Annotated in this window: 23 protein-coding genes and 1 pseudogene; 16 read left to right on the top strand and 8 right to left on the bottom strand. The window is 41.7% G+C overall.

Translation table 11 applies throughout. The annotated features are described in order from the left end of the window. Positions 1–48: 48 nt before the first annotated feature. The gene (gene hemQ, locus PQ478_RS20450) at positions 49–798 is read right to left on the bottom strand and encodes a hydrogen peroxide-dependent heme synthase (protein ID WP_012960775.1); all 750 of its coding nucleotides are present in this window, start codon (positions 796–798) and stop codon (positions 49–51) included. A 130-nt stretch (positions 799–928) separates the two neighbouring features. After that, positions 929–1,672, bottom strand: coding sequence for an enoyl-CoA hydratase/isomerase family protein (locus PQ478_RS20445; RefSeq protein ID WP_289235410.1), 744 nt, complete (start codon positions 1,670–1,672; stop codon positions 929–931). Between the two features lie 271 nt (positions 1,673–1,943). Between PQ478_RS20445 and pta the strand changes: the two genes are divergently transcribed. Further along, complete coding sequence (gene pta / locus PQ478_RS20440; protein WP_289235409.1) at positions 1,944–2,942, top strand: phosphate acetyltransferase; 999 nt, start codon at positions 1,944–1,946, stop codon at positions 2,940–2,942. Positions 2,943–3,082: 140 nt separating this feature from the next. On the opposite strand, the gene PQ478_RS20435 is transcribed toward pta, so the two are convergent. Next, positions 3,083–3,745 (bottom strand): type 1 glutamine amidotransferase domain-containing protein, encoded by a 663-nt coding sequence (locus tag PQ478_RS20435; protein ID WP_289235408.1) that lies wholly within the window; start codon positions 3,743–3,745, stop codon positions 3,083–3,085. An 86-nt stretch (positions 3,746–3,831) separates the two neighbouring features. Then, positions 3,832–4,689 carry an octanoyl-[GcvH]:protein N-octanoyltransferase gene (gene lipL / locus PQ478_RS20430; protein ID WP_435521061.1) on the bottom strand — a complete coding sequence of 286 codons (858 nt, stop codon included), beginning with the start codon at positions 4,687–4,689 and terminating at the stop codon, positions 3,832–3,834. Between the two features lie 194 nt (positions 4,690–4,883). Here lipL and PQ478_RS20425 point away from each other — a divergent pair, with 194 nt between their 5' ends. The 5 genes from PQ478_RS20425 to PQ478_RS20405 all read left to right on the top strand — a co-directional run bounded on the left by PQ478_RS20425 (position 4,884) and on the right by PQ478_RS20405 (position 9,112). Further along, positions 4,884–5,108 (top strand): YuzB family protein, encoded by a 225-nt coding sequence (locus tag PQ478_RS20425; RefSeq protein ID WP_022629419.1) that lies wholly within the window; start codon positions 4,884–4,886, stop codon positions 5,106–5,108. Between the two features lie 222 nt (positions 5,109–5,330). Further along, positions 5,331–6,572, top strand: a complete 1,242-nt coding sequence (locus tag PQ478_RS20420; protein ID WP_289235406.1) for a dicarboxylate/amino acid:cation symporter — start codon at positions 5,331–5,333, stop codon at positions 6,570–6,572. Positions 6,573–6,798: 226 nt separating this feature from the next. Further along, positions 6,799–8,097: an HD domain-containing protein gene (locus PQ478_RS20415; protein WP_289235405.1), complete on the top strand. Its 1,299-nt coding sequence runs from the start codon at positions 6,799–6,801 to the stop codon at positions 8,095–8,097. Between the two features lie 13 nt (positions 8,098–8,110). After that, a complete protein-coding gene (locus PQ478_RS20410) occupies positions 8,111–8,617 on the top strand; it encodes a YwgA family protein (RefSeq protein WP_075681812.1) in 507 nt (168 codons plus the stop codon). A 129-nt stretch (positions 8,618–8,746) separates the two neighbouring features. Further along, the gene (locus PQ478_RS20405) at positions 8,747–9,112 is read left to right on the top strand and encodes a cytochrome-c oxidase (RefSeq protein ID WP_289235404.1); all 366 of its coding nucleotides are present in this window, start codon (positions 8,747–8,749) and stop codon (positions 9,110–9,112) included. Positions 9,113–9,158: 46 nt separating this feature from the next. Here the strand turns inward: PQ478_RS20405 and thmT are convergent, their stop codons facing one another. After that, positions 9,159–9,395, bottom strand: a complete 237-nt coding sequence (gene thmT / locus PQ478_RS20400; RefSeq protein ID WP_075682145.1) for a 2-hydroxymuconate tautomerase — start codon at positions 9,393–9,395, stop codon at positions 9,159–9,161. 99 nt (positions 9,396–9,494) lie between these two features. Here thmT and PQ478_RS20395 point away from each other — a divergent pair, with 99 nt between their 5' ends. The 3 genes from PQ478_RS20395 to PQ478_RS20385 all read left to right on the top strand — a co-directional run bounded on the left by PQ478_RS20395 (position 9,495) and on the right by PQ478_RS20385 (position 11,595). Further along, positions 9,495–10,028: a YwhD family protein gene (locus PQ478_RS20395; protein WP_075681816.1), complete on the top strand. Its 534-nt coding sequence runs from the start codon at positions 9,495–9,497 to the stop codon at positions 10,026–10,028. Positions 10,029–10,264: 236 nt separating this feature from the next. Further along, a complete protein-coding gene (locus PQ478_RS20390; RefSeq protein WP_289235403.1) occupies positions 10,265–11,083 on the top strand; it encodes a GNAT family N-acetyltransferase in 819 nt (272 codons plus the stop codon). Positions 11,084–11,175: 92 nt separating this feature from the next. Beyond that, on the top strand, positions 11,176–11,595 hold the full coding sequence (locus PQ478_RS20385) for a pyridoxamine 5'-phosphate oxidase family protein (RefSeq protein ID WP_022629411.1): 420 nt from the start codon (positions 11,176–11,178) through the stop codon (positions 11,593–11,595). A gap of 151 nt (positions 11,596–11,746) precedes the next feature. Here PQ478_RS20385 and PQ478_RS20380 read toward each other — a convergent pair. Continuing rightward, a pseudogene (locus tag PQ478_RS20380) lies at positions 11,747–13,001 on the bottom strand (IS3 family transposase). 468 nt (positions 13,002–13,469) lie between these two features. Further along, the gene (locus tag PQ478_RS20375; protein WP_289235402.1) at positions 13,470–14,873 is read right to left on the bottom strand and encodes a sigma-54 interaction domain-containing protein; all 1,404 of its coding nucleotides are present in this window, start codon (positions 14,871–14,873) and stop codon (positions 13,470–13,472) included. A gap of 274 nt (positions 14,874–15,147) precedes the next feature. On the opposite strand from PQ478_RS20375, the gene PQ478_RS20370 reads away from it, so the two are divergent. The 3 genes from PQ478_RS20370 to nhaC all read left to right on the top strand — a co-directional run bounded on the left by PQ478_RS20370 (position 15,148) and on the right by nhaC (position 18,880). Beyond that, a complete protein-coding gene (locus PQ478_RS20370; protein ID WP_289235401.1) occupies positions 15,148–16,416 on the top strand; it encodes a Glu/Leu/Phe/Val family dehydrogenase in 1,269 nt (422 codons plus the stop codon). A 63-nt stretch (positions 16,417–16,479) separates the two neighbouring features. Beyond that, positions 16,480–17,196 (top strand): GNAT family N-acetyltransferase, encoded by a 717-nt coding sequence (locus tag PQ478_RS20365; RefSeq protein WP_435521090.1) that lies wholly within the window; start codon positions 16,480–16,482, stop codon positions 17,194–17,196. Positions 17,197–17,443: 247 nt separating this feature from the next. After that, entirely contained in the window at positions 17,444–18,880 is a 1,437-nt protein-coding gene (gene nhaC / locus PQ478_RS20360; protein ID WP_075681824.1) for a Na+/H+ antiporter NhaC, read from the top strand. A gap of 365 nt (positions 18,881–19,245) precedes the next feature. On the opposite strand, the gene PQ478_RS20355 is transcribed toward nhaC, so the two are convergent. Beyond that, entirely contained in the window at positions 19,246–21,363 is a 2,118-nt protein-coding gene (locus PQ478_RS20355) for a transglycosylase domain-containing protein (RefSeq protein ID WP_289235400.1), read from the bottom strand. A gap of 293 nt (positions 21,364–21,656) precedes the next feature. On the opposite strand from PQ478_RS20355, the gene speE reads away from it, so the two are divergent. The 4 genes from speE to PQ478_RS20335 all read left to right on the top strand — a co-directional run bounded on the left by speE (position 21,657) and on the right by PQ478_RS20335 (position 24,570). Next, positions 21,657–22,484 carry a polyamine aminopropyltransferase gene (gene speE / locus PQ478_RS20350; protein ID WP_289235399.1) on the top strand — a complete coding sequence of 276 codons (828 nt, stop codon included), beginning with the start codon at positions 21,657–21,659 and terminating at the stop codon, positions 22,482–22,484. A 12-nt stretch (positions 22,485–22,496) separates the two neighbouring features. Continuing rightward, a complete protein-coding gene (gene speB, locus PQ478_RS20345; protein WP_289235398.1) occupies positions 22,497–23,372 on the top strand; it encodes an agmatinase in 876 nt (291 codons plus the stop codon). A gap of 132 nt (positions 23,373–23,504) precedes the next feature. Continuing rightward, a complete protein-coding gene (locus tag PQ478_RS20340) occupies positions 23,505–24,053 on the top strand; it encodes a phosphatase PAP2 family protein (RefSeq protein WP_289235397.1) in 549 nt (182 codons plus the stop codon). A gap of 79 nt (positions 24,054–24,132) precedes the next feature. Beyond that, entirely contained in the window at positions 24,133–24,570 is a 438-nt protein-coding gene (locus tag PQ478_RS20335; RefSeq protein WP_289235396.1) for a YwiB family protein, read from the top strand. Position 24,571 lies beyond the last annotated feature (1 nt).

Here is a 24,571-nt window from a genome sequence, read left to right as displayed (position 1 = left end):
AGGAATAAAAAAGCACTAGACCTCATCTGGTCTAGTGCTTGTGCCTTCTTAAATATTGAAGAAGCTTTGCAGGTTTTCTTCTGTTAAGATGTTTCCAACATAGAACGAGCCAAACTCACCGAAACGTGCAGATACTTCATCAAAGCGCATTTCATAAACAAGTTTCTTAAATTGAAGCACGTCATCAGCGAATAACGTTACGCCCCATTCCCAATCATCAAAGCCAACAGAGCCTGTGATCACTTGTTTTACTTTGCCAGCATAGCTGCGGCCGATCATACCATGACTGCGCATCATCTCACGGCGAGAGTCCATCGGAAGCATGTACCAGTTATCATCGCCATCACGGCGCTTGTCCATTGGATAGAAGCAAATATGCTTTGCTTTCGGAAGCTCTGGGTACAGGCGAGCACGAACATGCGGGTTTTGATATGGATCTTCATCGCTGTCGCCTGCCATGTAGTTACTTAGCTCAACTACAGAAACGTAAGAATAGGTAGGAATCGTGAACTCAGCAAAACGAGTTTTGTTAAAAGCGTTCTCAATTTCATTTAGCTCTTCCATAGTTGGGCGAAGCAGCATGAACATGATATCCGCTTTTTGACCTACAACTGTATAAACAGCATGGCTGCCGTTTCCTGCTTTTTCTGTTGTATTCCAATCTTCAAGCATCGTAATATATTCATTTAAAATTTCTTGGCGGTCTTCAGCAGGAAGCATTTTCCAAGCGGGCCAATTAATCGTACGGAAATCATGCAGGCAGTACCAGCCGTCTAGCGTTTTAGCAGCTTCATTCATTTTATAAAACACTCCTTTAGCGATATATGTAATCGTATCTTAAGTATTCCTTATCATTCGTTACTATACCATAAATATGGCGGTTCCAAAAATAACAAACACCCCAGAGGCGAGTCCGGGGTGTGAAATGTCATGCTCTGTTCACAAACTGAGCAACCGCGTATTTATGTTCTTTTGTCGCACCAGCAATGCGTTGTGTTTCTACTTCCATTTCAAGTACTTCTTCTAAGCTCTTATCAAAGCCTTTACGGAAGTTTTTCTTCATTAAACCAAATGCAGCGGGAGAAACCGTTTTCAAATGTGCGATCAATGGTTCCGGGGTGCCGACTTGATTAATGAGGTTAATTCTTTCTGCTTCTTCTGCAGAGATAATTTCACCTAGCGCAAGCTCAGTCGCTTTCCCTAAGCCGACTAATCTTGGCAGGAAGTAGGAAGCTCCTGCATCAGGAACTAAACCGATCTTCATGAAGCCAAGTCCGATTTTAGCGTCTCTATGTGCGACACGGAAATCACAAGCAAGCGCAATGCTTAAGCCAGCTCCAACGGCAATGCCGTTTAGATTGGCAACAATAGGCTTTTCGATATTCATCATTTGAAGAATCAGTTTGTTGTATGTTTCACGTAAATATGTGCCATAATCAACTGAATCAACGTCTTCTTCAGCGAAGCTCTTTAAGTCAGCTCCTGCACTAAAGGCACCGTCACGTCCTTCAAGCACAATAACACGTACATTCTCGTTTTTGTTTGCTTCATTAAATGCATCATATAGAGCCGTATGCATTTCTACATTTAATGCGTTCTTTACATGTGGACGATTAAGAGTAATCGTCGCTACTTGATCATGTACTTCATATAAAACGACTTCTTGGTTCATTGTGTCACTCTCCTAAAAAGTTTCGTCTATAATTTCATTACTTCTTTTACTTTCGACACATACTTGAATTTTCCTGTGGAAATCCTAAGAGAATTGAAAGCGTTTCACCTCAAGCAGGGATGGGAATAGGGCTTAAACCCTTGAAATGCGTGAGATTTTTTGAAAAATTTCTACTTTAATTATCTTGTGCTGACCGGTTCCTTTTTGGGTATAAGAGGAGTATTCTTGTTCTATAGACAAAGTGACGGATGCAAAGAAGGAGGAATAAATCATGAGTGATTTATTTAAAGAAATTACAGAAAAGGTTGAGAAACATCAGCCGACGATCGTACTTCCTGAAGGGACAGATGAGCGTATTTTAGAAGCGGCGGCACAGCTTGGAGCAGATCAAGTCGTTAAGCCGATCTTAGTTGGAAATAAAGAAGATATTACAGCTAAAGCAAGCGAGCAAGGCATTGTTTTAGGTGAAAACGTTCAAATTCTTGACCCGAATAATTACGATGAAATGGATGCGATGGTAGAAGCATTTGTTGAACGTCGTAAAGGGAAAGAAACAGAAGAGAGCGCGCGTACAAAATTAGTTGATGTCAACTACTTCGGAACGATGCTTGTCTACATGGGCAAAGCAGATGGACTTGTGAGCGGAGCGGCTCATTCAACAGGTGACACGGTTCGTCCAGCACTTCAAATTATCAAAACACAGCCAGGAATTAAACGTACATCTGGTGTGTTCGTGATGGTAAAAGAAGAACAAAAATTTGTATTCGGTGATTGTGCAATCAATATTTCGCCAAACAGCGAAGAATTAGCGGAAATAGCAATTGCTACAGCTGAAACAGCAAAAGTTTTCGGTCTCGATCCTAAAGTAGCAATGCTTAGCTTCTCTACAAAAGGTTCAGCATCTTCAATGGAAACAAAGAAAGTATCAGAAGCAACCAAATTAGCACAAGAGTCACGCCCAGACCTAGTGATTGACGGGGAGTTCCAATTTGACGCAGCATTTGTTCCAGCTGTTGCACAAAAGAAAGCACCGGATTCACCACTTCAAGGCCAAGCAAATGTATTCATTTTCCCAAGTCTTGAGTCAGGAAACTTAGGATACAAAATTGCGCAGCGTCTTGGCGGATATGATGCAATCGGCCCAATCCTTCAAGGGTTAAACAAACCGGTAAACGATCTATCACGCGGCTGTAACGCAGCGGATGTGTATAAGCTGTCATTAATTACAGCAATGCAAGCAATTAATCAAAAAGCGACAACTGAAGCATAATTGAAGCGTAATAACGAAAGAACCTTAGGAGCTCCTAGGGTTCTTTTTTGTTATGATGTTTTAATGCACGCATAGTCAATTAATTTCTTTGAAACGTAAAAAAGCCAAGCGACATTCGCTTGGCTTCTGCTGCATAATGATTAGTCTTCTAATGCTTCAATCACTTTTCTTGCTGTGCTTTCACTAGACATTGGATTTTGGCCGGTTACAAGGTTGCCGTCGCGGATGGAGAAATCTGTCCATTTGTCACCCGATATAAATTCACCGCCGCGTTCACGGAGCATTTCCTCTAGCATAAACGGCATATGATCTTCAAGCTGCATTTCTTTTTCTTCTTCATCGGTAAAGCCATTTACTTTTTTACCGTTAACAAGCGGTGTTCCGTCTTTATACGTAACGTTAACCAATCCGCTCGGCCCGTGGCAGACAGCTCCGATTACTTTTTGCTCTTCAGCAAGTGTTTGAATCACAGTTTGCAGCGTTTCATTATCCGGGAAGTCAAACATCGTACCGTGACCTCCAGGCAGGAAAATCGCGTCAGCTCCATCAGCATGATCAACGGAAAGCTTCTTCGTCTCACGCAGAATATCCTTTGCTTTTTTCCATTCTGGCTTATCTGCATCTTCTAAGCTGTTCGGGTCAAGAGGGACATCACCGCCGCGAATGCTTGTTACTTCAACGTCATAGCCCTTTTCTTTAAATAGGTTATAAGGAACAGCAAACTCCTCTAACCATAATCCTGTTTTTTGACCGTTTGATATTGTCGTATGGTTCGTTACAACCATCAGTACTTTTTTAGACATCGATTATTCCTCCTTCATCAAAACACTACAACAATACTTTTCCCGTAATAAGCAAATTAAAACGTAGATGAAAAAACAACCGATGACTACTCTATATGTAGACATCGGTTGTTACGTTGGGTCACGCGTATCAAATTTTTCTCATACAAATCTATCTCTTCGCCAGTGAGTCCATCCATTGAAAGCTCTGCTCCCATCTGCTGCATGGACTGCAATGTTTTCATCATGACCTCTGATACAGTAAGATTAGTATCAAGGAGTTCAGATAAAGAAGCCATCGTGTCAGGCTCGATCTTAGGGTAATCAAACTTGGTCGGCGATCCTTGAACAGAATGGGCATAAAATTCACGAATCATTTCTGCTCGCTTAGCCCCGCTTCCATTAATACATAAATAAATTTGCACGGCTACTCCCCCGCGAATTCTGCGTTGCGATATACCCGCGAATTTCTTGCCGCTTATGCTTAGATCAAAGCTGCCTGGGCAGTAGGAGCCGACGATTTCATATGCTTCGATTTCCTTGCCGTATGGCTTAAACACATCTTTAATCATTTCAAACATCATTTCGTACCCAGCATCAATCGAGATTTTCTTGTCTTCTTTCATAATAAGAGAAAGGTTCAAGACACCCTCATCAAGTACTACGGCTAAGCCGCCTGAATTACGCACAATCACATGATATCCTTGTTCCTTTAAATAGGTAATTCCGTCTTCGATATGCGGCAGGCGGCTGTCTTGAGTACCGAGCACAACAGTTTGATGATGAACCCAGCTTCTGAGCGTAGAAATTCCGTCCTCACCGGCTGTTGTACAGATTGTGTCATCATAGGCAAAAGATTGAAGGGCATCAAAGGCAGAACCCAATGTCGAGTGATCTATAAATCTCCATTTATTAGTAAAAGTCAGTAGGTTTTGGTTCATAGGTAATGACTCCTTAACATGCATTAATAACAGTTATTATAGCATGTGATAGAGGAATAATGAGTAATCAAATAGGTGTTAAATCGGTTATTAATGATTGCTGTCTCCTCAGAGTGTGATATACTAGTGGATAGTCCGTGTCTTTTTTGGGCATGATGCTTACACATATAACTTTAGTGAATAGAAAATAGATAATTAGTATAGAAAGGAAAATGGAGATGGCTAATGAATTTCGCATTTGTGATGAATGCCAAGCGACAAATATTAAAACGCTCGTGCCTCGCTTGAAAAAAGTCGATCCAGATGCATCGATTGATATCCGCTGCCAGTCCTACTGTGGACCAGGCCGGAAAAAATCTTTTGTATTCGTAAATAACCGCCCTGTTGCAGCTCCTGATGAGGATCAAGTCATTGAAAAAGTAGAGAAAAAGTTGAAAAAATAATCATCCTGGCTTATTCTTTTAGTCAGGATTTCTTTTTAGAATTTGGCGAAAATTGTCGAATCCCATAATCTTTCACTTCAAAAAGTGGTTTGCAATCGGATACAATAGGGAAAGGGTTAGGGCTTAGAAAAAAATTCTCAAAAATAAGACAATAGTAAGAAGACAACAGAATAGGCACGTGACATCATAGATTGGCAGCAAAGAGAGAGGAGATGGTTTATTATGAGCTTAACAAAAAAGATTATCATTGCCCTCATTTTGGGTGTGGGGGTAGGTCTTGCCTTTAATGCATGGGCGCCAGAAGCTTTTGTAACGGTAGATGCATATTTCTTAACACCACTCGGGCAGCTTTTTCTTAAATTAATTACAATGCTCGTTGTGCCGCTTGTATTTTTCTCGATTGTTCTCGGTACAGCGGGAATGGGAGATCCTAAAAAGCTAGGTCGGATTGGTGGTAAGACTGTCGGCTATTATTTATTAACTACTACGATTGCTCTTGTTATCGGTTTAACAGTTGCTTTTATTATCCAGCCTGGTGACCCAGGATTGATGGGAGAAGCTGGTGAGGAATTTGCAGCAGAAGAACCACCTCCTGTAATGGAGACATTATTAAACATCATTCCTACTAACCCTATCGAAGCGCTTGCTTCAGGTGAAATGCTTCAGATCATTGCATTTGCGGTATTGGTTGGTCTTGCAATGGCCAAGCTTGGTGATAAAACACGCGGTGTTATGAGGTTAATGGAGCAGGGTAATGAGATTATGATGTACCTTGTAACAGTTGCTATGAAACTTGCTCCATACGGGGCCTTTGCGTTAATCGCTTCTGCTTTAGGAGAGCAGGGGTATGATGTACTTGCTTCGATGATTATGTATATGCTTGCTGTAGTCTTAGGCCTGCTTATTCACGCAGTCATTACGTATGGCGGATTTGTCGCTTTACTAGGAAAGCAGAGCCCTGTTCAATTCTTTAAAAACTTCTTCCCTGCAATGACGGTTGCTTTTAGTACATCAAGCAGTAGTGCAACCCTGCCGCTTTCAATGAAAACGGCACAGGAGAGGTTAGGAGTATCTAAGCCGGTTTCAAGTTTCGTTCAGCCGCTTGGAGCAACGATTAACATGGATGGTACAGCGATTATGCAAGCTGTGGCGACCGTGTTCATTGCTCAGGTGTATGCAGTGCAGCTGTCAATGGGTGACTTGTTAACAATTGTTCTTACGGCAACACTTGCAAGTATCGGTACGGCTGGTGTGCCTGGTGTAGGTATGATTATGCTTGCGATGGTATTAACATCTGTCGGCCTTCCTGTTGAAGGAATTGCGCTTGTATTAGCTGTTGACCGTATCCTTGATATGCTGCGTACAGCTGTAAATATTACAGGTGATGCCTCTTGTGCGGTTGTTGTTGATCGTACAGAAGAAAAGCATACGAAGGTTCAAAAAGAGTCTAGTGTGGAAGCATAAGATAGGTACAAAAAGATTAAACAAAAAAGTACGCGGCCCGATGCTGCGTACTTTTTTGGTGTTTTAAACATGAAAATAAGGGTATTGGATAAGGATTTAGAAAAAGGGGTAAGTCCCCTTGTGCTTCTGTAATATTGGTGTAAATCCTCTCTAGAGAAGAGACATCGCATAGTTCTTTCGTTATAATAGAGGCACTATACATGAGTGATTGGGAGAGGTTTAAACCATGACGACACCATTTTACGGGCAGCTTGAAGAGGAAAAAGTGTTTAAAGACCCTGTGCATCGCTATATCCATGTGCGTGATGAACTAATTTGGGCTTTAATCGGCACGAAGGAATTTCAAAGGCTTAGAAGAATTCGTCAGCTAGGCACAACCTATGTGACATTTCACGGGGCAGAGCACACGCGGTTTAATCATTCTTTAGGCGTATATGAGATTACGAGAAGGATTTTAGACGTCTTTCACGGCCGTCCACATTGGAAAGACGAAGACCGTCTCTTAACGCTGTCAGCCGCACTCCTTCATGATGTAGGCCACGGCCCTTTTTCACATTCCTTTGAAAAGGTCTTTGACATGGATCATGAAGAATGGACGCGAGAAATTATTTTAGGCGATACTGAAATTAATGAAGTGCTCACAAATGTAAGTGCTGATTTTCCGCAAGCTGTGGCCGATGTCATCGAAAAAACATACTCAAACAAGTTAATTACGAGTATCATCTCCAGTCAGATTGATGCTGATCGTATGGATTATTTGCAGAGGGATGCGTATTATACAGGTGTCAGCTACGGTCATTTTGATATGGAGAGAATACTTAGGGTCATGCGTCCGATGGAAGACCAAGTAGTGATCAAACAGAGCGGCATGCATGCGGTAGAAGACTATATTATGAGTCGCTATCAAATGTATTGGCAAGTATATTTCCACCCTGTTACTCGCAGCGCTGAAGTGATTTTAAGCAAAATTTTCAAGCGCGCAAAGGAGCTCCATCTCAATGGTTACGAGTTTAAGCAAAAGCCTGAACATTTTTATTCTTTCTTTCATGGAAAAGGGAGCTTGGACGATTATTTACGATTAGATGAGGCGATAACCCTTTATTATTTTCAAATTTGGCAGGAAGAAGAGGATCGCATTTTACGTGATCTTTGTGTAAGATTCCTAAATAGACGTCTGTTCAAATATGTCGAATTTGACCCAAATCAACGTATGAATGACTGGCCGGAGCTGCAAGAGCTGTTCAGAAAAGCAGATCTTAATCCTGATTACTATTTAGTCGTTGATTCCTCCTCTGATCTTCCGTATGACTTCTATCGTCCGGGTGAAGAAGAGGAGAGGCTGCCGATCCATCTCGTATTGCCAAATGGAAAGATCCGCGAGCTTTCTCGTGAGTCGGATGTAGTCGAAGCCATTTCCGGCAAAAAACGAACAGATCATAAATTGTATTTTCCGCTCGACTGCTTAGAGGACGTGCGTGAACATAAAGAGGTAAAAGAGCGGATTCTTCGGATTTTAAAGAAATAAGGGGGCGTGACGGTTGTTACAAGACCACGCGAAAGTCATGGCGGTCTTTTTGCAAGCTGGTGAAGTAGTTGGACGGAAGAAGCTGCAAAAGATTATTTATATTGCTAAGAAAATGAATATCCCATTCTCAGAACGTTATAAATTTCATATGTTCGGACCCTATTCAGAGGAGCTTTCTCTTCGAATGGAGGAACTTTGCAACCTTGGCTTTGTTGCTGAAATAAAAGAAGATAAAGGTAATTACTATCAATACAGATACGCCCTGTCTTCGCGCGGGGAAAAGTTTCTGAGTATGTATCAGTTTGACTTACCGGATGTGAAACCGGTTTTTGAAAGTTTAAACGAGCAAAGTGCACGCTTCCTAGAGCTCGTTTCTACATTGCTGTATTTTGAAGAGTTAACACGAGAGGAAGTAAAAGAAAAGGTTCAAACGTTAAAACGTAAGCAAAATTACACAGATGAGGATTTTGAGCAAGCTTATACGTATATTGAAGGGCTAAAAAAGGCCATAAAGCAATAGTATACACAGCCAGGCAGCAGGAAATTAGCTGCCTGGCTGTTTTATTTAAGTGTCTATTACCAAAATTTGTAGTATGTTTCTCCTTTTTATCTCATACATTCATATGAGTCAAAAGGAGGGGGTGGTAGAATGGGCGTACGTTTTATTAAGATCTCGGTTGTTTATTTTGTAATTGGGACATTGCTTGGGATGTATATGTCGATGACTTATAACTTTCAATTTACAGGCACGCATGCACATGTCAATCTGCTTGGGTGGACCTCGATGACATTGGCGGGGATTTTGTATGTAATGTATCCTAAAGCGGGTAAAAGCATGCTCGGCAAAATTCATTTTTGGCTTCATAATATCGGGCTGCCGATTATGATGGTTTGCTTATTTCTCACGGTGCTGACAGGAAATCAAACATTTGCTTCATTTATCGGAGTCGGAGGTGTAATGGTAGTTATTGCGGTGATTTTATTTGCAATTAATATATTTAGAAACGTAAGATAGAAAAAAGGTCTGAACACCTTATTTAACGGTGATTCAGACCTTTTTATTATTGATCGGAAGGACGCTTACCGTTAACAGCAAAATTCGTTGGCTTCATCTCATCGATAATGACAGAGATTCGTTCAGCAGGCGCTCCTGTTGTTTCAGAAACAGCGTCAGTGACTTTCTCAACTAATGCACGTTTTTGGTCATCAGACCGTCCTTCAAGTAATTGTACGGTTACGATTGGCATATGATTCGCTCCTTTTATGTATACATACTTGTAATGTGTTGATACATTCATTTTAGCAAACATTTTCCGAACAAACGAGGATTGTGTATAATGAGGGTAGAATAATGAACGCAGCAAAAGTAGGATTTTTCTACGAAAGGATGTTGGATAATGGATTTATTAAATAATGACAATCTCAAAAAGAAGACGGGCGGATTTAATATTTTAAGCGGAGACTCTACTTCAGGTCATGGCGGATACGGGGCCGGGGTCATGAATTTGGACAATGTCTCGCCAATTTTCGTTGATCCTGCTGAAGGTGAAGCTTTTGTAGACATGGGGGCACTTCACGCTCGTTCTGCAGTAGAAAAACGAATCAAATTTCTCCCTGATAAAGAAAAAGTGCCAAACGGGAAACTGTACTGGCTTGTATGGGTGACGATTCAATATAAAGACAGCAAGCCGTATTATGCAGGAGTAGCGGGCTGTGAGATGACAGTGGATACAGAAATCCGTCGCGGATATAAGAGTCTGCCAGAACATGTGAATAAAATGGATAAGTCATTAAAGGGTAAAATTCTTGTCGATGATATGGATCAAAAATCCAAAAAAATTCTTGCTGATTTCTTGAAATCACACAATGAAGCAATGTGGAATCACTCTGACAAAGAACTCCATGAGGCGCTGTTAAGCGGAGAAGAATAATTTCTTTCTTGTAAATAGTAAATTTAGATGAAGTATGAACGATTTTTGAACACTGAACTGCCCACTTGAGCTTTTTGGAAAGAGGGAGTAAACTTGAGGTAGTATAAAGACACATTTATACTAGGACACGAAAAAGCACGGAGGCGATTTGCCTTCGTGCTTTTTCATATGCCCATAAAGGATTCCTCCAATAAAGAGCGAATGGAATAAGCATCACCGATGTTGGAGGATGCGAAATGCTAGGAAAAAAAACATTACAAGACGTTAAAGCATTACAAGAAGAAGTAGAGAAACATGATGAGATCAAATTAAAGTTAAATTGGGATATGCTTCAAAAAAGAGAAGAAGCGCAGCACGATTTTTTTTATTATGACAAGGGTGAGCTGATTGCTTTTGTCGGGACTTATCGTTTCGGGAACAAAGCGGAAGTATGCGGCATGGTCAAGCCAACAGAACGTAGAAAGGGCCATGCTACAAGGCTCACCTTAGAAGCGGTGGCTCAATTAAGGGCTGCTGGAATTAATCATATTTTATTAAATGCTCCAGCCAAATCCGTGTCCGGACAAAGCTTTGCTAGGAGCCTGCCGACAGCTTACTCATTTTCTGAACACCAGATGAAATGGCATCCTAACAAGATGAAAACAGCAGTAACGGGTGATGTGACTCTATTAGAAGCAAGTGATACGGACCTAGCTTATATTATTAAAATGGACGCTCTAGGTTTTGAGATGAGCGAGACAGAAGCGGGTTCGATGTATAAGTCAGGCGTTGAAGAGGGGACCTACATTATTTATGCCGGTAAAGATAAGGCTGGTAAACTCCGTATAGTCGATGAAGGTAATGAATCTTGGATTTATGGCTTTGTCGTGACACCACCTTTGCAAGGAAAAGGCATTGGCAGAAGTGTACTGCAGCAAGTAGTGGAGCGGGAGAGTAATAAAGGACGCCAGGTTCATCTTGAAGTGGCTCTAGAAAATCCTCGTGCACTAAAGCTTTATACGTCTGTTGGGTTCATTGAGACTGGTACACAGGATTATTTTCTGTTTAAAGAATAGAACGAGTCCGCTGTCCCATACTAAATAGGTGTTTAAGTAGCCAGCAGGAAAGGAATACTACTTGTACAATCTATTTAAAGGGGATGTATAGAATGAATGAACAAGAGTTAAAAGACAAAGTTCTCGATGTGTTGAAAAACCAAAAGATTGGTACGTTAGCGACTGTCAAAAATAATAAGCCGCACTCGCGTTATATGTCATTCTTTAACGAAGACTTTACCCTTTTTACACCGACAGACAAAGATACTCATAAAGCGGAAGAAATTGAGGAAAACCCGAATGTGCATATTCTTTTAGGGTATGAAGGAGAAGGGCTAGGAGATAAGTATGTGGAAGTAGAAGGAACAGCTGTGATTCGTGACTCTTCTGAGCTGAAGAAGAAGATTTGGAGTGACTCTTTTAGCAAATGGTTTGATGGACCAGAGGATCCGTCTTATATTGTCTTAGAGATCAAGCCTTCTATGATCAGATTAATGAATGCTGGCGAAGAGCCGCAAGTATTAGAACTATAACGGAAACACCGCTTCTAGTGAGAAGCGGTGTTTTTTGCCTTGCATAGTAGTGTTGATTTACATTTACGTTGCAGGCACACGCTTTCCACGGGCGCGGCACAGAAGCCTCCTCGTCGCTATGTGCACTGGACCCATAAAGTTGGACACTTTTTTAAGCAGCTTTTTGGGTACTGAGTCGATAAGCTACTGGACTTTTCCGGTTCAATCTTGATTTAATTCTCACATGGTTGTAGTAATAGATGTATTGTTCTAACTCTTCTTTGAAGTGTTCAATACTATCAAATTCGTTTAAATAAAGGAACTCCGATTTCAGGATTCCAAAAAAGTTTTCCATGACAGAATTATCGTGACAGTTGCCTTTTCGAGACATACTTTGTGTGATGTTATGTTCTTTCAGTTTCCTTACGTAAGGGGCCATTCGATAGTGCCAACCTTGATCAGAATGAATCAAGAGATCATCGCCTTTATTTAGGTGCTTTAACCCTTGGTCCAACATCGTATCGACCAAATCATACGTTGGTCTTGATTGGAGCGTATAGGTTATCAGTTCGCCGTTAAACAGGTCAAATAGTGGAGACAGATAGAGCTTCTGTCCAAACAATTTAAATTCCGTAATGTCTGTCACCCACTTTTGATTAGGCTTCTCGGCTCTAAAGTTACGGTTTAGGATGTTTGGAGCTGCTTTTCCAACTTCTCCTTTATGTCTGTAATACGACGATAGCCATATCGACCAAAGTGCTTATGGTAAATGAATGCAATTCTTCTTTTCCATTTTCGATCAGGATCTGGTTCGCTCCATTTTTTTACAAGGTTATAGTAAGTGCTTCTAGGCATCTTGGCTATCTTTAACATTCGAATCACCGGGAATTCGTTCCTTAGTTCATATACTACTTTCGCTTTGATTTTGTTGGTGATTGTTTTTCCTGAACTAAGGCTTTCAGCTTTTTTAAATACGCATTCTCCATACGCAGGTGTTCCAGTTCTCTTTTCATCTCTTCTATCGATTGGGTTGAAGAGTCGCTGTTGCCCTTGTTTTTATTCTGATTAGAAGTCATTGTAGAAAGCCCCTTTTCTCTTGGTTCAAGGGCATCTTCTCCAGCTGTTTCCCACTTTTTCTTCCATCTGCGAAGCATACATGGAACGGGAATATGAAAAATGGCTGATGCCTCTCGAATGGAGTAATTCTCTTCGGTCATAAATTGAATTACTTTCAGTTTAAAGGCAGCTGAATAGTTTGTATAGGGAAAGGTAAAAGCTTGATCCCCATGATAGCGAACTAACATCACCCAATATCGCAGCGTCGAATCATCTACGCCCACTTGATTTGCAAGTTCTCGATAACTGATGATTTCATTTAGATAACGTTTAGCCACTTGAAGTTTATATTCCTTGGTGAACGTGGTCATTGATGAAGGCACCTCCTATTGTTGATTGAGGTGTCCAACAATAGGGGTGCAGTACATACGCTCCTGTGGGGTCTTCCCTGGCCGCGCACATCCCGCAGGAGTCGAGTCCCTTCCGCTTCAATCATCGGTGCGAGAATGGAGTTTAGTTGCTCCCTCAACGTAAGCAGCTGTTCTGACACCTGATCAAATGAGGCGATGGATAACAGCAATGTTAAATTGAAATGATCTGAACCCTAACTAAATCATCCCACTAAATACCTCAACTAAGCAATAATGTAGCGGATGAAATATGCGTAGACTCCTGTGTAGACTAGAGCAGGAGTGAGATCCCACAGGGCTTTAGCCCGAGGAAGCTCACCAGCTCCACGCGGAAAGCGAAGTATATTTCAGTAGCGGTGACTATGCTATAACCCATGTTTGAGGCACTTTATGTTAAATAGCTTTAGAAAGATCACTGAACCTCTTTCGTTACTCAATATTTAAACGCTTCATCCGGTATTGCAAGGTTTGCCGGCTAAGTCCGAGTTCGCTTGCAGCATTGGTTTTATGGTATTTATGCTTTTCTAGCGCTTTATTTATGTAGTATCTTTCCGCTTCATGTAAATAATCTTTTAAGTGATGTGGTTCGGCCTGAACGTTAAAGCTAGGTGCTGCACGTTCAGAGGATGTCACCTTTTGCTTAAGAAGGTGCGTTTTATTTTTAAGATTGTAAGGCAGGTGGCAAACATCGATCCATTCTTCGTCGATGACTAAATTCATCGCCCCTTCAATAATATGTTCAAGCTCACGCACATTCCCAGGCCAATCATATTGCTGAAATATTTCCTGAACCTCATCTGTCACTCCTGAAACATCCATTCGAAAAAGCTGATTATACTTGCCAATAAAGGATTCTACGAGTAATGGAATATCTTCTTTTCGCTCTCTTAAGGCTGGAATAAATAAGGAAACCACGCTTAACCGGTAAAATAAATCTTTTCGAAGACGATTTTCGGCAATCGCTTCGATTGGATCTTCGTTAATTGTAGAGATAATCCGTACATTTACTTTTCGATCAATCGTATCGCCGATTCTTCTTATTGACTTCTCTTGAATGGCACGAAGCAGTTTGGCTTGAAGGGCAGGGCTAAGGGAGTTGATCTCATCTAGAAGCAATGTCCCGCCCTCAGCTTGTTCAAACAGACCGATCTTTTCTGTCGCTCCTGTAAATGCTCCCTTACTTGTGCCAAATAATATGCTCTCAATCAGCGTATCAGGCATGGCTGCACAGTTTTGAGATATAAACGGTCTTTGCGTACGATCACTGCCGTTATGAATACTTTGAGCAAAAAGCTCCTTTCCTGTCCCCGTTTCACCGACGATCAGAACGGAAGAAGGAGTTCTTGTCGCTCGTTTAGTATGTTCGATCACCTCACTTATAGCCTGACTCCCGCCTATAATGCTGTCAAAGGTGTAGCGTGTATTTCCCTTTTGCTCCATATTCCTTCTGATTAACTGTTCAAGCTTAGTTACATCCTTTGCCACTTCCATCGCTCCAATTATGTTTTCTCCGTCATAGATTGGAAACGTTCTATTCATGGTCGTAATCTCTTTGCCGCCTTTAGTGAAATAGGTTTGCTTTTTATGGGCAGAGACTTTTTGATGGTGCAACGCCTCAAGCAGGGTGCTTCCTTGCTTGTCTTTAAATTTGAAGATATCTAAAAAGTCTTTATTAAGCACGTCTTCTCTTGAAAGTGATTCTATTTCCATCATTTTGTCGTTGTAAATAATTGTTTTTCCGTATTCATCAATGACATGAATACCAGCATCGATTTCATTGATTAATGTTTCATAAATGGTTAGCTGCTTTCTTATTTGCTCGTATTGTTCCAACACGCTCACCTCGTGGAAAAATTCGTTTTTTTATATCTTAAGCGAAGAAGAGTGTATTCAGCAAATTAAATTTTCAATTTTCAATATAAAACGAAAAATTATTTGTCGCTCTTAAAAGTTTTTTCCATAGAGATACTATTTTTTCAATTAAACAGGGGGGAGCAGGTATTTGTTTCGAGTCATAGAGTTGGCATGATGATTGCAATGAGGTAAGTAAGAGAAATCAACTAGAGTTGCAATAAAGTATTTTTAATATATTAGTGGGGTGAGATGATTGGGTAAAGTGGAGTCGGTAGCAAGGATTGTAAAGAAAGATGTATTAGCTTCAACACAGCAGGTCATTGATCAGGCATTGTCTAATCTAGGTTACGGTGAGGAAATGTATGAATTGCTCAAAGAGCCGCAGCGTATGCTTACAGTGCGCATACCGATTAAGTTAGACAATGGGGAGGTCAAAGTGTTCACAGGGTACCGCTCTCAACATAATGACGCGGTAGGACCTACAAAAGGCGGTGTGCGCTTTCATCCAGAAGTGACTGAAAATGAAGTGAAGGCTTTATCAATCTGGATGAGCTTAAAATGCGGAATTGTTGATGTTCCCTATGGGGGAGGCAAAGGGGGCATTGTTTGTGATCCGCGTACAATGTCGTTCCCTGAGCTTGAAAGGTTATCTCGAGGATATGTCAGAGCAATCAGCCAGGTTGTCGGACCAACGAAAGATATCCCAGCGCCAGATGTGTTTACAAATTCACAAATTATGGCATGGATGATGGACGAATACAGTCGTATCCGCGAATTTGATTCCCCTGGATTTATTACAGGAAAACCGTTGGTCCTTGGCGGTTCTCATGGAAGGGAAACGGCCACTGCTATGGGCGTGACGATTTGTATAGAAGAAGCTGCAAAGAAAAAAGCTCTTGATCTTGAAGGAGCAAAAGTGATTATTCAAGGCTTTGGAAATGCAGGAGGTTTCTTGGCGGAAATTCTTCATCAAAGAGGAGCGAATGTAGTAGGGATCTCCGATGCATATGGGGCTCTTTATGATGAGAATGGCTTGGATATTGAGTATTTACTTTCTAAGCGTGATTCCTTTGGTACAGTAACGACATTATTTAAGCGAACAATTACAAACCAAGAGCTGCTTGAACGGGAATGTGATATTTTAGTTCCAGCAGCGATCGCCAATCAAATTACAGAAGAAAATGCGAATGCAATTAAAGCTAAAATTGTCGTAGAAGCAGCAAACGGTCCGACAACGCTCGAGGCAACAGAAATTCTATCAAAAAGAGGAGTTCTTCTCGTACCGGATGTTCTTGCTAGTTCTGGAGGAGTGACTGTCTCCTATTTTGAATGGGTACAAAATAATCTCGGTTACTACTGGTCAGAAGAAGAAGTTTTAGGTAAATTAAAAGATAAAATGGTTAAAGCATTTAACAATGTGCTAGACACAGCCCAAAGACATCAAGTTGATACACGACTTGCTGCATATATGGTAGGAGTAAGAAAGATGGCAGAAGCTTCTAAGTTTAGAGGATGGGTGTAAGAAATGAAAAAGAAAATGAGCCAAGTGTTCGCTTGGCTTATTTTCATAAGGGGAGAATTTCGTATGTATAAAGGCGAACTAATGAATGGAAGGGATCAGACAAAAGAAACCTATCAAGTTAGAAGGTTAACTAGGGAAGACTTGAATGTCATCTTAGAAGTTCAGCAAGTTGTTTTGGATACTTTAGAGAATAAAGAACATTTGCAGCCTCTAAGTGAGGAGGAGTTCAAAGCGATCTTGAGAGGGGATGGTCTGATCCTTGGAGTGTTTGTAAAAGGCAGCTTAACAGCTTTTAGAGCATTATGGTTTCCTGGAGATGACGAAGAAAATCTAGGCAGGGACCTAGGATTGTCTCCTAGTGAGCAAAGGAAAGTTGTTCATCAGGAAATCTCCATTGTACACCCTGATTACCGAGGCAATGGTCTCCAAAAACGCCTTGCAGCCTTAGTGATGAGGGAGTTGGCAGAACGTACATCAGAGTATGAGTATGTTTGCTGCACGGTTCACCCTTTTAATATTCCGAGCTTAAAGGATAAGCTGGCACAAGGGATGCGCATTGTGAAACTGAAAGAAAAGTATGCAGGTCATCTGCGCTACATTTTGCTAAAGAAACTATCAGTTGAAATGATGGTTGATAACGATACGAAGAAAATTGTACCGCTAGATGATATCGTTGAACAAAACAGGCTCTTAAATGAAGGAAATTACGGAACTGAATTGGTCGAATCAATTGAGCAAGGGGGCAGGCAATCAATAGCCTTTGCTAAGGGGCAAGTCTAGAACAAAAAAGCTCAATTTTTTGCACATTAAAAAAGCTGGTAGAAAAGGGGAAGTTGACAAGCTTGTAAAAAAAATTTTCGTAAAGAAAATTTTTTTTGCCTCACTCCTCTTTTTATTTAATCAAAGTCCTAATAGATTAATGTTTTTCTTTGGCATGAAGTTTGCAAGTAATAGTTTGATAATTCTAAATAGTGAAGGCTGCACAGCAATTGATTATGCATGATATGAAGAAGCAGGGGGAGTACATATGGAAAAAGAGAGAAAACCGATTTCGTTTGGCTTGGCTGTTATACCGCTAATAATCATGATCACTGCAATGAGTTTTACAATTGTTGTATTTGAAGGAGCACCGCATATTCCGCTTATTCTAGGGACTGTTGTATCCGCTTTCATAGCGTGGCGGGCGGGCTTTACATGGAAAGAAGTTGAAGCAAGTATTTATAAAGGGATTCGTCTTGCCCTGCCGGCTGTCGTCATCATCATTATTGTTGGTGTCATTATTGGAGCATGGATTGGCGGCGGGATTATTGCGACGATGGTGTATTACGGCTTAATGCTCATTTCACCAGAAGTGTTTTTAATGACCATGACGATTATCTCAGCCATTGTTGCTTTAGCAATTGGAAGCTCATGGTCAACGATGGGAACGATCGGGGTTGCTGGTATGGGAATTGGCATCAGCATGGGAATCCCTGCGCCGATGATTGCAGGAGCGATTATATCCGGTGCATACTTTGGTGACAAGATGTCTCCGTTATCTGACTCAACCAACCTTGCAGCAGGGGTTGTTGGTGTTGATTTATTTGAACATATTAAGCACATGCTTGCTACAACCATTCCCGGACTTGTCATTGCTTTAGTAGTTTATTGGTATTTAGGACGACAATTTTCTGGCTCTGGTGTGATTGATAGTAATGTGGCAGAGGTGATGACAAGCCTTCAGGCTAATTTTGTAATTACGCCTTGGCTGTTACTTGTGCCTGCAGCTGTTATTTTCCTTGTTGCTAGGAAAGTGCCGGCCTTGCCAGCGCTCACAGTCGGGGTTATGTTAGGATTTCTTTCTCATATTTTGATTCAAGGCGGTTCAATTGGGGATGCTGTTAATACATTAAATGACGGCTTTAGCATTGCATCAGGTAATGAGATGATTGACAGCTTGTTCAACCGCGGCGGCATTGAAGCGATGATGTATACCGTCTCGCTTACGATCGTTGCGATGACCTTTGGCGGGGTGCTTGAGAATACAGGTATGTTAAAAGCGATGGTTGATCAAATTCTAAAGCTTGCTAAGACATCAAAAGGACTGCTGACAACGGCTGTTTCTTCTGCTTTCTTTACAAATGTAACGACAGCTGAGCAGTATATTTCAGTCGTTCTTCCAGGTAGAATGTACGTTCAAAGCTTTAAAGAGAAGAAGCTTCATCCGAAAAATCTATCAAGGGCAGTAGAGGACGGCGGGACCTTAACGTCAGTATTTGTTCCTTGGAATACGTGTGCGATCTTTATTTTTGCGACGCTCGCAGTTCATCCGTTTGAATATGCTCCTTATGCCGTATTGAACTTTGTCGTGCCGATTTTATCAATTATTTATGCGTGGACAGGCTTTACAATTACACGTTTGACAGATGAAGAGGCTCTGCAAATGGAACGTGCTGAACAAGAGAGTGAGCAAAAAGCAATCTAAATAAAAAAAAGCTTAGGGAGCGCTCCCTAAGCTTTTTCGTTTTGCATAGAAGCTTGTAACCTCCGCTTCAATCAACGAAGCGAGAATGAGGTTAAGTAGCTCCATCCCTTAATCAGTGAGCTTAGAAAAAGTGGGAGAAAATTATTGTGTTTTTAATTGAACTGAACCATAACTACATCACTCAGCTTAATAACCACACAAAGCAATAACTTAGCGGATGAAATATACTTAGACTTCTGCAGGGACTAGAGCAGGAGTGAGATCCCACAGGGCAAAGCCCGAGGAAGCTCACCAGCTCCCTGCGAAAAGCGAAGTATATTTCAGTAGCGGCATACATATTCCAAATCTTTAATGGTTGTTACATATTAGTGGCCAAACCATTTAAAAAATTTATCTATCAAACGTTCTTCTTCATGTGCTTCTTCATCAATTATATCCGTACCATCCGCATTGGCTGTCTCCGGGCAGGTTTTCGTAGGTTCCGTTCCAGCGATAAAATACGTCGTTCGGCTTTTTGGACATGTTTCACTTGCCAGGTATCCGCTTTGCGGATTCATCTCAACAGCCACGACCCCGCGAGGCTTTTGAAATGGCAGCTTCAACTCGTTTTTGAGCGCATCTTCTGTAAAGTTAGCCCAAATCTTTTTAGAAATTTGGCCTTCCGTCCGCTGATCAATCGGTGTTGCTTTATCATATCCTACCCACACGCCGGTCACAAGCTGCGGCGTATAGCCGATCATCCAGCTGTCCTGAGGAGTAGATCCGCTTTTTCCAGCTACTGGTCTGTTAACAAGATGTGCTACTGACCCGCCTGTGACTCCTGCATGAGCGTTTAAACTTGGGTCAAACATGCCTGTCATAAGATCGGTCATAATAAAAGCAAGCTTAGGATCCAGCACTTGTTCTTTGTCTGGCTCACTCTCGTAAAGCACACGTCCATTTAAGTCGACAACTTTGCGGATAAAGCGCGGCTTTACCTTTTGTCCTCCATTTGCAAATGGACTGTAGCCATTGACCATTTCAAGTAATGTGACATCGGCAGAACCTAAGGCGAGTGATGCTGTCTCAGGCAGAGGACTGATAATGCCCACACGTTCAGCAACATCTATTAGTTTCTCTGTTCCGAGGACAAGCAGACTTTTTACAGCATAAATGTTATCAGAGAAGGCAATGGCCTGCAGTAGTGTAATGAAGTCATTCGCGTAGTTATTGCCGAAATTACTAGGAGAGTAAATCGCGCGTCCTTCATCAATTTGAAACTGCGTTGGTTCACTTAATAATGTTGATGCAGGTGTCGAACCGTTCTCAAGTGCTGCATAGTAGAGAAATGGCTTAAATGTCGAACCAGCCTGACGGTGAGCATGCGTAGCACGATTATAAGGACTCTCAGAATAATCTCGTCCTCCTACTAACGCTCGCACATCACCGTTCCGAGGATCAATTGCCACAAGAGAGGTTTGCAAGATCATTGTTGCCCTCTCAGCATCAGTCAGAGCCTTGTTTTGGGCAGCGGCAGGAACGGGCGGCATCTCACGTGCAACCCATTTCTCCGCTTTTTCCTGCATGTCGGCATCAAGTGTCGTATACACTTTTAATCCTCCAGCCTCAATTCTAGCAGGTTCAATCCCAGCTTCTTCTATTAACTGTGCTTCAACGATATCCTGGAAGTACGGTCCGATCTGCAGCCCGCTTACCAATTCTTTATTTTTGTAATCAAGTACTTCAGCCTTTGCTTCTTCTGCTTCTGCACGGCTCACGCTGCCGACTTCAACCATCGCATCTAAAATAAGTTCCTGCCTTGCCTTAGCGCGGGGTTCATCAAAGTTTGGCGAATAATAGCTTGGTCCTTTTGGAATCCCTGCAAGCATACTTGCTTCAGCTAAAGTAAGATCTTTTGAATCTTTATAAAAAAAATAGTGAGAAGCGGCTTCAATCCCGTACGCTCCGTGTCCGTAATAAATCGTATTAAGATAGCCTTCTAAAATTTGTTCTTTTTCATAGTTCATCTCAAGGCGAAGGGAGTAAATCAGTTCATTCCATTTTCTAACCCATGTTTTATCATGAGATAAATATAAATTACGTGCGTACTGCTGAGTAATCGTACTTGCTCCTTGTGAGCGCGAGCCTGAACGAAGATTTGCGACAATCGCCCCGCCGATTCTTGTCGGGTCAAATCCAAGGTGGTCGTAAAACTTCCGGTCTTCAATCGCTAATGTCGCATCAACGACATACGGTGAGATCTCGTTAAACGGAACAAAGTAACGGTTCTGTCCTCGGTGGCTTTCACCAATTGTACGGTCGTCAACAGCTAGATATTCTGTTGTTTGAGCTACACTTAGCGGAGGCGGCCCTTGCATTTTTGCATAAGACATTAACGCCACTGCTCCGCCAAGTGCCAGTACGAGCCCTAAAAGGAAGAGTCTGAAAAAGAGACGCAGCAGGCTTCTTCGTCTTTTATTTCTTCTATTCATGATGACTTCCATCTCGGTCACCTCATTAAAATCCAGATTTAAAATAGCGCGCAAATGTGCGTTTTTTACCATCTTCGGCTCTTTTAAATCGTTTTAAACATGAGGCGTTAGGAGGGGGGGAAATTTTGCTTGCTTTTTTGATTGTTTCCTATATAATTTCATCTGTTATGATGAAAATAAGGAACATGTGGAAGGATATTTACTGCCTTCCATGTTTGTGTGTATCTAAAACAAGGTACGAGTGAAATAGATACAGATGTCAGTCATATAAACGATGTAAAATATATTAGATGAGGTGAAGCGAAATGGAATTATGGTTCACAGAAAAACAAACAGAGCGTTTTGGTATTACAGCAAAAATTAAACGTACGCTACATAGCGAAAAGACAGATTTTCAACAATTAGACGTTGTTGAAACAGAAGAGTTCGGCAACATGCTTGTTCTTGACGGCATGGTTATGACAACAGAGAAAGATGAATTCGTTTACCACGAAATGGTTGCTCACGTGCCATTATTCACACACCCTGATCCTAAGCATGTTCTTGTTGTAGGCGGAGGAGACGGCGGGGTAATCCGTGAAGTATTAAAGCACCCATCTGTAGAGCGTGCGACACTTGTCGAAATCGACGGAAAAGTAATCGAGTACTCAAAAAAATATTTACCATCTATTGCAGGTGCTCTTGATGATGCACGCGTGGATGTTCAAGTAGACGACGGCTTCATGCATATTGCTAAAGCTGAAAATGAGTATGATGTCATTATGGTTGACTCAACAGAGCCTGTAGGACCAGCTGTAAAATTATTTGAAAAAGGATTCTACGAAGGAATTTCTCGTGCGCTGAAAGAAGACGGTATTTTCGTTGCACAGACAGATAACCCTTGGTTCCATAAAGACCTTATTACTCAAGTGCAGCGTGACGTGCGTGAGATCTTCCCGATCACGCGTCTATACACTGCGAATATTCCAACATACCCAAGCGGCCTTTGGACATTCACAATCGGTTCTAAAAAGCACGATCCTCTAGAAGTAGCGGACGAGCGTTTCCATGAGATCGAAACAAAGTACTACACAAAAGACCTTCACAAAGCTTCTTTTGCACTTCCGAAATTTGTTAGCGATCTTGTGAAATAAGGAGGAATTTCGATGCGATTTGATGAAGCTTATTCAGGCAAAGTATTTATAATGAGCAACCCGAGCTATGAGGATGCAAAAGCGGTAATTTACGGTATGCCGATGGACTGGACAGTATCATTTCGTCCGGGTTCTCGTTTTGGTCCAAACCGTATCCGCGAAGCATCTCTTGGCCTTGAAGAGTACAGCCCGTATATGGACAAGCATTTAGAAGAAGTAAACTACTTTGATGCGGGAGACATCCCTCTTCCATTCGGTAATGCCGCACGCAGCCTAGATATGGTAGAAGAGTATGTCGATAAGCTGTTAGCTGATGGTAAGTTTCCAATCGGGCTTGGTGGAGAGCATCTTTTATCTTGGCCGATTTTCAAGTCAATGAACAAGAAATACGACAACATGGCGATCATCCATATTGATGCTCATGCTGACTTGCGTGAAGAGTATGAAGGCGAGGTGCTTTCACACTCGACGCCAATCCGTAAAGCATGCGGGTTGATTGGCCCAGAGAACGTCTATTCATTTGGAATTCGTTCAGGGATGCGTGAGGAGTTCCAGTTTGCGAAAGAATCAGGCATGCATATGTCTAAATTCGAAGTAGCAGAGCCGATAAAGAAAGTTCTCCCAACCCTTGCCGGTCGCAATGTATATGTAACGATCGATATCGATGTTCTTGACCCGTCATGCGCACCAGGAACAGGAACAGCAGAAGCTGGCGGTATCACATCAAAAGAGCTGCTCGATGCGATTATGGCGATTGCCGAATCAAACATCAACATTATCGGTGCTGACCTGGTAGAAGTAGCTCCGGCGTATGACCCAACCGAACAAACACAAATCACAGCAAGCAAAATGATCAGAGAGATCATCCTAGGCTGGGCAGATAGATAGAAAAGCGTAAGCGAGTGTTCTGGCAAGATTTACGTATTTAATAATACACATCAAGATGAGCGACTAAGATGGCCGCTCATCTTTTTCGTTTCTTTGCATAGGTAGTTCATGACAAAGGATAGAGGTGGGAAAATGGATGTAGTATGGTTTGAAGCAGTAAATGGGCTGGCGAAAAAGTCGTCTATAGCAGATGCTGTCATGATGTTTATCTCATCATATGGTATCTATCTAATGATAGGGATTATATTGTCGTTTTGGTTAAAGAAGAAAACACGAAGGTATGCCTTATTATTTACGATCGCCGTTTTAGCTGGTCTAGGAATGAATCGAGTGCTTAAGATAATAATTGATCGGCCTCGCCCATTTATAGCAAGTAGTGATGTACATCTTTTGATTGAAAGAGGCGCATCACCATCGTTTCCTAGCAATCAAGCATTAATTGCAGGGATTTTTGTTGCGGCTATTTGGCTTATCACAGTGAAGGCTTGGCGCTATGCTGCATTAGCATTTGGGGGAGTTGTTCTACTATCTCGTGTTTTTGTCGGTCATCATTATCCTGCTGATGTTCTTGTGGGGTTTGTGCTTGGATCACTTCTTACATATGTGTTTTTCATGATATTAAGACGAATACAATCGCCAGCAAAAATCGACACAGAACAGAGCCTTGCAACGAAGCCTTAAAATCGCTAAACTTGAACAATAGAAGAATGGTTGTTTAGACTTGTCTAAACCCCGCACTTGTAGAAAGGTGTGCGACTGAATGAATAAACCAACGAAGAGAACGGTAAAGATGATCTTCCACAATAAAATTCAGCATGATGATCATACTGATTCCTATGAGTTCACCACACGAGGTGAGCTGTATCATAAAGGGAATCAAGATTATCTGCGTTTTGAAGAGGCATTAACAGAAACAGAATCTGTTCAGACGACGATGAAATGGGATGGACGTGAGCTGATGCTGATCAGGCAAGGGACTGTGCTGATGCGTCAAGCGTTTATATCAGGCGAGGAATCACTTGGCCGGTATGTAACACCAGATGCGTCGTGGGAAACGAAGGCAGTGACAGATAAAGTACTAGTGACATGGCCGACGCGGAAACAGCGCGGTAAGATCCACATCAAGTACCGATTTTTATTACAGGGACAAGATGCAGGGCAGCATGAAGTACGATTGACATTAGAGGAGGATCATTAAA

Origin of the sequence: Alkalihalophilus pseudofirmus (assembly GCF_029094545.1) — a bacterium.
GTDB classification, from domain to species: domain Bacteria; phylum Bacillota; class Bacilli; order Bacillales; family Bacillaceae_D; genus Alkalihalophilus; species Alkalihalophilus pseudofirmus.
Note: the sequence above shows the minus strand (reverse complement) of the source record. Positions and strands in the feature narration are given on the sequence as shown.

What these genes read in the sequence shown, in the direction of transcription:
- PQ478_RS20390 (WP_289235403.1), top strand. Translation starts at nt 10,265, where the DNA reads ATGCTAGGAAAAAAAACATTACAAGACGTTAAAGCATTACAAGAAGAA.
- speB (WP_289235398.1), top strand. Translation starts at nt 22,497, where the DNA reads ATGCGATTTGATGAAGCTTATTCAGGCAAAGTATTTATAATGAGCAAC.
- PQ478_RS20395 (WP_075681816.1), top strand. Translation starts at nt 9,495, where the DNA reads ATGGATTTATTAAATAATGACAATCTCAAAAAGAAGACGGGCGGATTT.
- pta (WP_289235409.1), top strand. Translation starts at nt 1,944, where the DNA reads ATGAGTGATTTATTTAAAGAAATTACAGAAAAGGTTGAGAAACATCAG.
- PQ478_RS20435 (WP_289235408.1), bottom strand. Translation starts at nt 3,745, where the DNA reads ATGTCTAAAAAAGTACTGATGGTTGTAACGAACCATACGACAATATCA.
- PQ478_RS20405 (WP_289235404.1), top strand. Translation starts at nt 8,747, where the DNA reads ATGGGCGTACGTTTTATTAAGATCTCGGTTGTTTATTTTGTAATTGGG.
- speE (WP_289235399.1), top strand. Translation starts at nt 21,657, where the DNA reads ATGGAATTATGGTTCACAGAAAAACAAACAGAGCGTTTTGGTATTACA.
- PQ478_RS20340 (WP_289235397.1), top strand. Translation starts at nt 23,505, where the DNA reads ATGGATGTAGTATGGTTTGAAGCAGTAAATGGGCTGGCGAAAAAGTCG.
- nhaC (WP_075681824.1), top strand. Translation starts at nt 17,444, where the DNA reads ATGGAAAAAGAGAGAAAACCGATTTCGTTTGGCTTGGCTGTTATACCG.
- PQ478_RS20365 (WP_435521090.1), top strand. Translation starts at nt 16,480, where the DNA reads ATGTATAAAGGCGAACTAATGAATGGAAGGGATCAGACAAAAGAAACC.
- PQ478_RS20335 (WP_289235396.1), top strand. Translation starts at nt 24,133, where the DNA reads ATGAATAAACCAACGAAGAGAACGGTAAAGATGATCTTCCACAATAAA.
- hemQ (WP_012960775.1), bottom strand. Translation starts at nt 798, where the DNA reads ATGAATGAAGCTGCTAAAACGCTAGACGGCTGGTACTGCCTGCATGAT.
- PQ478_RS20425 (WP_022629419.1), top strand. Translation starts at nt 4,884, where the DNA reads ATGGCTAATGAATTTCGCATTTGTGATGAATGCCAAGCGACAAATATT.
- PQ478_RS20445 (WP_289235410.1), bottom strand. Translation starts at nt 1,672, where the DNA reads ATGAACCAAGAAGTCGTTTTATATGAAGTACATGATCAAGTAGCGACG.
- thmT (WP_075682145.1), bottom strand. Translation starts at nt 9,395, where the DNA reads ATGAATGTATCAACACATTACAAGTATGTATACATAAAAGGAGCGAAT.
- PQ478_RS20385 (WP_022629411.1), top strand. Translation starts at nt 11,176, where the DNA reads ATGAATGAACAAGAGTTAAAAGACAAAGTTCTCGATGTGTTGAAAAAC.
- PQ478_RS20355 (WP_289235400.1), bottom strand. Translation starts at nt 21,363, where the DNA reads ATGGAAGTCATCATGAATAGAAGAAATAAAAGACGAAGAAGCCTGCTG.
- PQ478_RS20415 (WP_289235405.1), top strand. Translation starts at nt 6,799, where the DNA reads ATGACGACACCATTTTACGGGCAGCTTGAAGAGGAAAAAGTGTTTAAA.
- lipL (WP_435521061.1), bottom strand. Translation starts at nt 4,689, where the DNA reads ATGCATGTTAAGGAGTCATTACCTATGAACCAAAACCTACTGACTTTT.
- PQ478_RS20420 (WP_289235406.1), top strand. Translation starts at nt 5,331, where the DNA reads ATGAGCTTAACAAAAAAGATTATCATTGCCCTCATTTTGGGTGTGGGG.